Here is a 9,949-nt window from a genome sequence, read left to right as displayed (position 1 = left end):
CCGCAAACGCCGATCCACTCGCGGCAGCCGCCGCTACTCCAAACGCCAATCCCAGAAACCGGCGGCCAAACCGGCGGCCATCAAGGCCATTCGACATCTTCATGCCGCTCGCGCTCCTTGTCATAAATAAACCCTAAACAACCCCCTAAGCAGTTCCCGCCGGCGGCAAGTCTGCTGGTCGACATGACGCCTCCGCGAACAGCCTGCGAGCTGTTTAGCTAGAACGCGTCCAAAGCCGCCCCTCTCAAACCATAATTCGTCGGCCCTCGCAAGGACCAAGACGGCAAGCCGGCGACGCTTTTGAGCGCCGGTCCGGCGCACCCGGCCGGCAACTGCATTTGGCTGAGAAATCAGAGCGGAAACGCGCCTTTTGCGGCCTTCCGACGCTTGACAGGTAGATTGTCCGATGTAGGCACAGGCGCGGCCGGCTTCACAGATTCGGCCGAGGTTCGGCCTGATCCGGGAGGTAAGCGCCTTCAAGGCGCCTTCATTGCCCCTCAGTCCAGCGCCGGACCGGTTTGGCCCAAGGTTAATGGCACGCGAGAGCAGGGAATCGAGCGGGATGGGGCCTTCGAAACAGTTGACCGGACCCGCGTCGGGCCACATCGCCAGGGTTGCAGCCAGACGGCCTGCGTCCCGCACGCTGACGGGCTGGATCGCCGCTATTGTCGTCATCGGCTTCGCCGGCGCGGCCGTTGCGCAAGGCGCCGTCAAATCGGTCCATGGCGACTGGCAGATCCGGTGCGACACGCCGCCCGGCGCCAAGGCCGAACAATGCGCCCTGATCCAGAGCGTTGTGGCGGAGGATCGCTCCAATGCCGGTCTGACCGTGATCGTGCTCAAGACCGCCGACCAGAAAAGCCGGCTGATGCGCGTGGTGGCGCCGCTCGGCGTGCTGCTGCCTTCCGGCCTTGGCCTGAAACTCGACAATGTCGACGTCGGACGCGCCGGGTTCGTGCGCTGCCTGCCCAACGGTTGCGTCGCCGAGGTCGTGCTGGACGACAAGCTGCTGGGGCAGTTGCGCAGCGCCAAGACGGCGACCTTCATCATCTTCGAGACGCCGGAGGAAGGCATCGGCTTTCCGCTCAGCCTGAACGGGCTGGGCGAAGGTTACGACAAGCTGCCATAGCGATTTGATCCCGGCGCTGCGAAACAGATGAAGGTTTGGAAAGGGCCTCCTTTTCGCGGCAATCATGCCTATCTTGAACCTCGACCGCTTCGCGCGACACGGAACGGCCGCATATCCGCGTTGAATACGGAGCAAGCCATGACCAATCCCCTCACCACGTCCCTGTTCGACCGTGCCGATCTCGATCGCGATTCCGTGCGCAACGAAGTGGCGCGGGGCCTCAGCGGCGCTGACGACGGCGAGTTGTTTCTGGAGTACAGCCAGAGCGAGGCGCTGATGTTCGACAACGGCCGCCTCAAGCAGGCGACCTACGATACCTCGCAGGGTTTTGGGCTGCGCGCCGTCAAGGGCGACGCTGTCGGCTACGCCCATTCCTCCGACGTGTCGCTGCCAGCCCTGATCCGGGCCGCCGATGCCGTCGGCGCCGTGCGCGGCGGCTATCATGGATCCTTCGCGGCCGCTCCCTCCCGGACCAACGTGCGGCTTTACGGTGACGAGAACCCGCTCGACAGCCTCGGCTTCGAGACCAAGGTGAAGCTGCTTGCCGAAATCAATGCCTATGTCCGCGACAAGGATCCGAGGGTGCGTCAGGTCTCCGTCAGTCTTGGCGCGACATGGCAGGTCGTCGAAATCATGCGTCCGGACGGCGAAAGCTACCGTGATATCCGCCCGCTGGTTCGGATGAACATTTCCGTCGTCGCCGGACAGGGCGACCGGCAGGAAACCGGCAGCCACGGCTATGGCGGACGCGAAGGCTATGCCCGGTTCATCGAGACCAAGGCATGGCGATCGGTCGCCGACGATGCGATCCGGCAGGCACTGGTCAATCTGGAATCGATCCCTGCGCCGGCCGGCGAGATGGACGTGGTGCTCGGCCCCGGCTGGCCCGGCGTGATGCTGCATGAAGCGGTAGGCCATGGCCTTGAGGGCGATTTCAACCGCAAGAAAACCTCCGCCTTCGCAGGGCTGATGGGTCAGCAGGTCGCGGCCAAAGGCGTCACGGTGGTCGACGACGGCACCATTTCGGCCCGGCGCGGCTCGCTGTCGATCGACGACGAAGGCACGCCGACCGGCCGCACCGTACTGATCGAGGACGGCATCCTGGTCGGCTACATGCAGGACCGGCAGAACGCGCGGCTGATGGGGATGAAGCCCACCGGCAACGGCCGCCGTCAGGATTATGCCCACGTGCCGATGCCGCGCATGACCAACACCTATATGCCGGCCGGCGATCGCGATCCCGCGGAAATCCTGGCGTCGGTGAAAAACGGCATCTACGCCGCGAATTTCGGCGGCGGCCAGGTCGACATCACCTCGGGCAAATACGTGTTCCAGTGCACCGAGGCCTACAAGATCGAGAACGGCAAACTCGGCGCGCCACTGAAGGGCGCGATGCTGATCGGCAACGGTCCGACCGACCTGCATCGCATCACCATGGTCGGCAACGACACCGCGCTGGACGACGGCGTCGGCACCTGCGGCAAGAACGGCCAGGGCGTGCCGGTCGGCGTCGGCCAACCAACGCTGCGCATGGATCGGATCACGGTCGGAGGAACGGGCGGATGAGCTTGGAGCCGTCAACGTCGGGTTCGATGGTTCGCCGCTGGGGCGGACAGGTCGTCCAGATCGCGGCGATCGTGCTGGTGGTGCTGCTCGCCAAGGGCGCGCTCGCCGAGCCGTTCTACGTGCCTTCGGCCTCCATGGAGCCGACGCTTCTGATCGGCGACGCGCTGCTGGCCTCGAAATACCCTTACGGCTACTCAACCGCCTCGATGCCGATCCATGTCTCGTTTCCCGAGACGCCGCGTGTTTTCGGCGAACTGCCCAAACGCGGCGACGTCGTTGTCTTCCGCTGGCCGGGCGATCGCTCGCAGGTCTGGGTGAAGCGCGTCATCGGCCTGCCCGGCGATCGCATCCAGATACGCGGCGGCCAGGTCTGGATAAACGGACAGGCCGCGACGCTGAAACCTGACGGCATCGGCGATGCCGAGGACGACAACGGCTCCAGCGAGCCGGCGCATCGTTACGTGGAAACACTGCCGGGCGGCGTCTCGCACACCATTCTCAAGATTCACGACAACGGCCGGCTCGATAACACGGCGGAAGTGACCGTGCCGCCGGGCCATCTGTTCGTGATGGGCGACAACCGCGACAACTCCGCGGACAGTCGCGTGCCGGTCCGCCAGGGCGGCGTCGGCCTGCTGTCGACCGACAACCTGGTCGGCCGTGTCGATGCGATCGTCGGCTCATGGGATTTGGGCATGCGAAGCCAGCCGGTCTGGACCTGGCTCTCGGGCTTCCGTCTCGCGCGTTTTTTCACGGCGGTGCATTGACGGAGCTCGCCGGCGAACGGCCCGGCGACCGATAGAGCATGATCCCGAAAAGTGGAAACCGATTTTCGGAAAAGATCATGCTCACACAAAACAAAAGCGACGAGTCTGATTCATCGCAGTTGAACCAGACTCTAGCGGCCATGCTGTCGGATAAATTCATCGCGGCCGCGCTACGCAATCCGGTCAACGAAGCGATCGCTTCGGAGTTGTCCCGCATCAGGACCGCCCGACGCGTGGGTCGTCAGCGACGATGACGTTTACTGCTTCGATGCCGACGCCTCATGGCAGGCTGCGGATGCGACAATCCGGGACGTGCAGACACGCCTCACGCATTTCAAACGGTGGAAGGCCCTGTGGCCGGAACTCACGGTGTTGCCTGCGTCTACGTCTTAAGGAACGCTACCGCACCACCCCCGACGTGAAGCCGGGCCTGCGATGCGGCGGCTTGATTTCCTTTTTCAGGAAGCATCGCGCGGCTTTGCCGGCATAGCCCGGCCGCGCATAGGTCCATGCCCGGCACTTGCTATCGGCATCGCAGGCATGTCGGCAGACCTGATCGGCGTCGGCTCTTTCGTCTTTCTTGAGTTCGAAGACGCGATAATCGCCACCCGAGCGATCGGTAGAAGTTTCGACCGGGCCGATCCGCCGCTCGATCACACCAGCCCCGCGCACGCCGGACACGCAGCACGGATTCGCGATCCGCGACGGAACGGCATTTTTGAGCCAGCACACCGCTATCTCCGACCCCTCGCCGGGATAGCTGAAGCTCCAGGAGCGGCAATGACGGTCACGCTCGCAGGCCAGCGCGCAGTCGGCCGGGTCGCCCGACCGCAGCGTCATTCGTTGATAGTCGGCGCCGGGCCGGTCGAAATTCGTCTGCGCACGCGCCGAGCGCGCCGTTGTAAGGGCCATCATCGACAGCGCAGCCAGCACCATCAGGCCAGCCTTCAATGCATTGACTTTCAACACAGGCCGCAAAGCTAAGTGTCCCAAACAAGAAGAGCGCGGATAATGCTCATTAAATCGCCACGTTGATGTATGGCGGATGAACGAGCCGCCGCCAACCTGCCGCTGGTCCAAAGGCCGGACGAGACTCGATTCTGTGGCCCAATCCGAACCCGAAGTTCGCTTCACGCGAATTCAGAACGCGTATTCGCTGTACGCTGGTTCCACGGACCCTGCCCACGCGCCGTTGAATTTTTCCAGCATCTCCTCGGCGGGAGAGCGGCCTGAGTCCAGGATGCGATCGAGCGCCTCCAGATGCCGTGACTCGTCGCGGCCGAGATGATCGACATAACCGCGCCGGCGCAGGCCCGCATGCGCGAGCACCAGACATTCCTTGGCGATCTCGAACAGATAACGATCCTTGATTCGGGCCTTGAAACCCATGCGCGGCACGTCATCGCGCAGCGCCTGACGTTCCGGCGCAGTCCAACGCTTCACGATGTCCCAGGCCGCATCGAGGCTGGTGTTGTCATAGAGCAGTCCGACCCAGAATGCCGGCAGCGCGGGCAGGCGCCCCCACGGCACGCCGTCGGCGCCGCGCATTTCCAGGTAACGCTTGAGCCGCACCTCGGGGAAAATCGTCGACAGGTGATTGGCCCAATCCGAAAGAGTCGGCCGCTCGCCGGGGATGGCCTCGTTCCTGCCGTCGAAGAAATCGCGGAACGAGGTCCCGGACACGTCGATATAATTTTCGCCGCGCTTGACGAAGTACATGGGAACGTCGAGCGCATAGTCGACCCAACGTTCGAATCCCATGCCGTCCTCGAACGCCCATGGGATCATGCCGGCGCGGGCATTGTCCGTGTCACGCCAGATTTCCGAACGGAACGACAGGAAGCCGTTCGGCTTGCCTTCGGTAAAAGGAGAGTTCGCGAACAGCGCCGTCGCAATCGGCTGCAGCGCCACCGAGACCCGCAGCTTCTTGACCATGTCGGCTTCGGACGAGAAGTCGAGATTGGTCTGGACCGTGCAGGTCCGGAACATCATGTCGAGACCGTATCGGCCGACCTTCGGCATGTAGTCACGCATGATCCTGTATCGGCCCTTCGGCATCATCGGAATCTGTGCCCGCGACCACGACGGCGTCATGCCAAGCCCGAGAAATCCGATGCCGAGCGGCGTCGCGATCTCCTTGACCTGCGCCAGATGTGCAGCCAGCTCCGACTGGGTCTGGTGCACCGTCTCCACCGGCGCCCCGGACAGTTCGAACTGGCCCCCGGGCTCCAGCGAGATCGCGCCGCCGCCGGTGACGTCATGGAGGCCGATGATATTGCCCTGCTCCATGATCGGCTCCCAGCCGAGCAGGAGCTGCATGCCCTCCAGCAATGCGCCGATGCCGCGCGTGCCTTCATATGGCACGGGCTCGTGGCCCTGAAGCGTGAACGGCGTTTTTTCGTGCTCGGTGCCGATGCGGAATTCGGACGCGGGCTTCACGCCGGCTTCCAGCCACGCCACGAGTTCGTCGCGCGATTGCAGCGGCGTCATATCGATCTGGTCACGCGCCATGAAAAATCCCGGTGTGGGGCGTTTCGATCGAACGCACGCAGTGTCGGTCCAGAGAATATCGAGCCGAATGGCCCGTAACCGCGAAAGACGAAAGAGACCTCATCGCGCGGACGCACCATCTCTCACAGCAAGCGCCTGAGCCTCATTGCAGGAACAACCGAGCCGGTCAAGCAGCCCGCAAAGCTTTGCGGCGTCAGCGTCGGAGAGTTTGGAGCCGACATGCTTTTCGATCGCCGCCGAATAGGCCAGCCACATCCTTTTCTGCAAGTCGCGCCCGGCCTCGGTGATTTCGACGAACTGACCGCGCTTGTCGGCCTTGCATTCGTGCCGCGCCGCCAGCCCCTCATCCACCAGGCGATCGATCAGGCGGGAGGTCGCGTATTGCGGCAACCGCATCTGCCTTTCCAGCTCGACCGGCCGCAGTTCGCCGGCCTGCGCGCAAGACAGTGCCGACAGCGCGTCGTAGCAGGCGAGCGGCGGAAAACCTGCCTCCTTCAACTCGTGCTCCACCGCGTTCAACACACAGCTCTGCACACGCATCAGGCGGATCCAGGCTGCGGTCGCCTCGACGGAGGGTTTTCGTCTCATCATGAAGCCCCTGTGTCCCGTGCCCAGCTTACCGTATTCAATGCAACTGCATCAATCGCGGCCCGTGCGTCCGTGCGCGACCAACAATTCAGCAAAGGGCGGGTACGGCGAAGGCGCCTTCGTCCGATCCCGGCTCGCTCAGCCGCAACGGGCGGTGGTGGTGTGAGCCACTCCGGGTCGTCGGCGGGTGGGGCGTGTCGAGCAGGGGTGGTCGTATCAAAGCTTTTCGCGATGCATCAAATAGGCTGCATCTTTCGATAGTACAATCAAGGATTGCGTTAGACGGGCGGTTGGCGGTTCATTCCTTCATTCAAATGCAACTTTTGGCCGTAACCGCACTACTCCTTAACCCCTTGTTTACCGTAACACGAAAAGGTTGGGCCTCGCAGGAAGACCCTGCGCCGCTTTGAATTGACTATTCAAAAGGCGCGCAGGGAGCCTGAAGGCGCACGGGGTGCGCCGGACAGACACCGGACGAAAGCATGAACTCGCGCGGATCGTGGAGCGAAGACGGAATCGAACCATCCGTTCGCGAGCGGGCCGAAGCCGCCGCGCGGAACGCCGGCATGTCCCTGAACGAGTGGCTCAGTTCCACCGTCGGCGACGCCGTGCCGGAGTTTCGGATAGCGCAAGCCCCGGTCGCGAGCGAGGGCAGCCATGATGTCGCGGACATTCATCGGCGGCTGGATTCAATCACGCGCCAGATCGACCAGTTATCAAGCCCGGCCCAGCCCGGGGAACCGGCCGTTGCCCGCCAACTCAACGACGCGATCTCGCGGCTGGATGCCCGGCTCGCACGAGTCGCCGCACAGACGCCCGCGGCGGATCCACAGCACCGTGCCGACAGGGTGGAGCGCGCCGCCACCGAGGTCTATAGCCGGACGTCGTCGTCCGATCCAATTTCGCTCGAATTCGCGATCGCGCAGGTCGCGGCGCGCCAGCATGAACTCGACGGCGCGGCGCGCGCAGCGCCAGCCGGCGCGCGCACTGCCGCCCCGGCGATGACAACGCCGCGGCCGGCATCGGATTTTTCCAGCCTCGAGCGGCAGCTCTTCAAGATCACGAGCCAGATCGAATCCTTGCAGCACCCGGACGGAATCGAGCAGTCGATCGCCGCATTCCGCAGCGAGCTTGCCGGAATCCGCCACATCATCACGGAGGCAATGCCGCGACGCGCGATCGAATCGATCGAAACCGAGATTCGCTTGCTGTCGCGGCGCATCGACGACATCCGCCAAAGCGGCAGCGATGGACAGGCGCTGGCCAATATCGAACGGGCCCTCAACGAGATCTATGACGCGCTGCGATCGCTGAAACCGGCTGAACAACTCGCGGGATTCGATGAAGCGATCCGCAATCTCGGCAACAAGATCGACACCATCGTGCGCGACAGCGGCGACAGCGGCGTGGTGCAGCAACTCGAAAACGCGATCGTCGCGCTTCGCGGCATCGTATCCAACGTTGCCTCCAACGATGCGCTGGCGCGGCTTAGCGACGATCTCACCATGCTGTCGTCGAAAGTCGACCAGCTCGGCCGCTCCGAAGGCCATGGCGATTCCTTCTCCGCACTCGAACAGCGCGTCGCGGCCCTGACGGAGGCACTGGAAAACCGCGAACGGCCCGCCTCCGGCAGTTCCGAGCAGCTTGAAGAAGCCGTACGCGCGTTATCCGACCGTCTCGACCGTCTGCCGGCCGGTCACGATTCATCGTCGGCGCTGGCGCATCTCGAACAGCGGGTGTCGCTGCTGCTCGAGCGCCTGGAAACTGCGAGCGGCCATTCAGGAACCAATCTGGGGCGCGTCGAGGAAGGCTTGCAGGACATCCTGCATCATCTGGAACGCCAGCAGGCCGGGCTCGCGACGCTGACCGAAAGCGCTCCGCGCAGCACAGGACCGGCCATGGACAGCGAGGTCGTCGAGGCGATCAAGCGCGAACTGTCGGAGATGCGCTTCTGCCAGTCGGAAACCGACCGTCACACCCAGGACTCGCTCGAGGCCGTTCATAATACGCTCGGCCACGTGGTCGACCGACTGGCGATGATCGAGGGTGATCTGCGCGCGGTGCGCGCCATGCCTTCCGCCCCGCCTCGCGGACCGACGCCGGAGCCGCCGGGTCTGCCGCCGAAGCCCGAATTGCCGAATCCCGTGCTGTCGCAGATGACGATGCCGCAGCCTGCCCCGGCGATTCCCACGCCGCCGCCGATCCCGTCGCGCGCGATGGATGAAGGCTTGGGCGCAGAGGGCCTGGGCGCAAGAGAGAGCTTCGAGCATTCGGGAACGCGGCGCACGCCGCACCCCCGTCCCGCGATCGATCCGGACCTGCCGCCCGATCATCCGCTGGAACCCGGCACCCGCCCGGTCGGACACGGAGCGTCCCCCACGGAGCGCATTGCAGCCTCCGAAAGCACGATCGACCAAATCACGGATGCGCTCAACGAGCGATCGGGTTCATCGTTCATTGCCGCGGCGCGCCGCGCAGCGCAGGCTGCCACCGCCGCGTCCCCATCGCCTGACAAGGCCGGGCGAACCAAGATCGCCATCGAACCGGCCCGCCCCGCAACCGGCGGTGGTTCCGGCCTCACTTCCAAGATCCGCTCGCTGCTCGTCGGAGCCAGCGTGGTGGTGATCGTGCTCGGCGGTTTCAAATTCGCAATATCGCTTTTCGATGGAACGCAGCGTGCTGCGGTCAGCGATACCAGCCGGGTCGTCCCGTCCGAAGCGACGCCGACGCCGCCCGTCGATGCCAAGCCCGCTTCCGACAATCCGGCGACGCCGTCGATGACTTCGCCCACGCCACTCGACCGGCAATCGATGATTCCGCCACAGTCCGAAAGCAGCGCGCCGTCCGAAGGCGCGCCAGACACGCCGCCAGCGAGCCAGCCGGAAACGCCATCCGCCGATGTCACCGGCGCGATTTCGGGCGCGGCTGCACGCGCTCCGGCCGCGCACACACTGGAGCCGATCGCGATTCCCCGCTCCGAATCCCTCCCCGACAGCATCGGCAGCCCGAAGCTGCGCAGCGCCGCGCTCCACGGCGACGCCGCGGCGGCGTTTGAAATCGGCGCCCGCTATGCAGAAGGCAAGGGCGTTGCCGTCAATTACGTCGAAGCCGCGAAATGGTACGATCGCGCGGCGCAAGCCGGCGTGGTGCCCGCCATGTTCAGGCTCGGCACCCTGCACGAAAAGGGTCTCGGGGTGACCAAGGACGTCGACGCGGCGCGGCGCTATTACATGCAAGCCGCCGAGCGTGACAACGCCAAGGCCATGCACAATCTCGCGGTGCTCGACGCCGATGGCGGCGGCAAGGGCGCCAACTACACGAGCGCGGCGCAATGGTTCCGCAAGGCGGCCGAGCGCGGCGTCGCCGACAGCCAGTTCAACCTCGGCAT

At 64.5% G+C, this 9,949-nt stretch carries 8 protein-coding genes; 5 read left to right on the top strand and 3 right to left on the bottom strand.

Going from position 1 to position 9,949, the window contains the following annotated elements:
* The first annotated feature begins 562 nt into the window (after positions 1-562).
* From ACS3WB_RS16235 to ACS3WB_RS16220, 4 genes are all read left to right on the top strand, one after another.
* Entirely contained in the window at positions 563-1,129 is a 567-nt protein-coding gene (locus tag ACS3WB_RS16235) for an invasion associated locus B family protein (RefSeq protein WP_438276508.1), read from the top strand.
* A gap of 138 nt (positions 1,130-1,267) precedes the next feature.
* Positions 1,268-2,695 carry a metalloprotease TldD gene (gene tldD, locus ACS3WB_RS16230; RefSeq protein ID WP_438276507.1) on the top strand — a complete coding sequence of 476 codons (1,428 nt, stop codon included), beginning with the start codon at positions 1,268-1,270 and terminating at the stop codon, positions 2,693-2,695.
* Positions 2,692-3,462 carry a signal peptidase I gene (gene lepB / locus ACS3WB_RS16225; RefSeq protein ID WP_438276506.1) on the top strand — a complete coding sequence of 257 codons (771 nt, stop codon included), beginning with the start codon at positions 2,692-2,694 and terminating at the stop codon, positions 3,460-3,462. Before tldD ends, lepB begins: the two co-directional genes overlap by 4 nt.
* 77 nt (positions 3,463-3,539) lie before the next feature.
* Positions 3,540-3,716, top strand: coding sequence for a hypothetical protein (locus ACS3WB_RS16220; RefSeq protein WP_438276505.1), 177 nt, complete (start codon positions 3,540-3,542; stop codon positions 3,714-3,716).
* Between the two features lie 145 nt (positions 3,717-3,861).
* Here ACS3WB_RS16220 and ACS3WB_RS16215 read toward each other — a convergent pair whose 3' ends face one another.
* From ACS3WB_RS16215 to ACS3WB_RS16205, 3 genes are all read right to left on the bottom strand, one after another.
* On the bottom strand, positions 3,862-4,398 hold the full coding sequence (locus ACS3WB_RS16215; protein ID WP_438276509.1) for a PAN domain-containing protein: 537 nt from the start codon (positions 4,396-4,398) through the stop codon (positions 3,862-3,864).
* Positions 4,399-4,602: 204 nt separating this feature from the next.
* Positions 4,603-5,973 carry a glutamate--cysteine ligase gene (locus tag ACS3WB_RS16210; RefSeq protein ID WP_438276504.1) on the bottom strand — a complete coding sequence of 457 codons (1,371 nt, stop codon included), beginning with the start codon at positions 5,971-5,973 and terminating at the stop codon, positions 4,603-4,605.
* A 99-nt stretch (positions 5,974-6,072) separates the two neighbouring features.
* Positions 6,073-6,561 carry a MarR family winged helix-turn-helix transcriptional regulator gene (locus tag ACS3WB_RS16205; RefSeq protein WP_438276503.1) on the bottom strand — a complete coding sequence of 163 codons (489 nt, stop codon included), beginning with the start codon at positions 6,559-6,561 and terminating at the stop codon, positions 6,073-6,075.
* A gap of 482 nt (positions 6,562-7,043) precedes the next feature.
* On the opposite strand from ACS3WB_RS16205, the gene ACS3WB_RS16200 reads away from it, so the two are divergent.
* Positions 7,044-9,949, top strand: a 2,906-nt coding sequence (locus ACS3WB_RS16200) for a hypothetical protein (protein ID WP_438276502.1), incomplete at its 3' end; no start/stop codon positions are given.

The sequence above is a fragment of the Nitrobacter sp. genome (genome assembly GCF_051535215.1).
GTDB lineage: Bacteria > Pseudomonadota > Alphaproteobacteria > Rhizobiales > Xanthobacteraceae > Nitrobacter.
This window is presented reverse-complemented; position numbering and strand designations above follow the sequence as displayed.

Excerpts from the sequence above, each read along its gene's own strand:
- ACS3WB_RS16235 (WP_438276508.1), top strand. The coding sequence starts at position 563 with ATGGGGCCTTCGAAACAGTTGACCGGACCCGCGTCGGGCCACATCGCC.
- lepB (WP_438276506.1), top strand. The coding sequence starts at position 2,692 with ATGAGCTTGGAGCCGTCAACGTCGGGTTCGATGGTTCGCCGCTGGGGC.
- ACS3WB_RS16205 (WP_438276503.1), bottom strand. The coding sequence starts at position 6,561 with ATGAGACGAAAACCCTCCGTCGAGGCGACCGCAGCCTGGATCCGCCTG.
- tldD (WP_438276507.1), top strand. The coding sequence starts at position 1,268 with ATGACCAATCCCCTCACCACGTCCCTGTTCGACCGTGCCGATCTCGAT.
- ACS3WB_RS16210 (WP_438276504.1), bottom strand. The coding sequence starts at position 5,973 with ATGGCGCGTGACCAGATCGATATGACGCCGCTGCAATCGCGCGACGAA.
- ACS3WB_RS16215 (WP_438276509.1), bottom strand. The coding sequence starts at position 4,398 with ATGGTGCTGGCTGCGCTGTCGATGATGGCCCTTACAACGGCGCGCTCG.
- ACS3WB_RS16220 (WP_438276505.1), top strand. The coding sequence starts at position 3,540 with ATGCTCACACAAAACAAAAGCGACGAGTCTGATTCATCGCAGTTGAAC.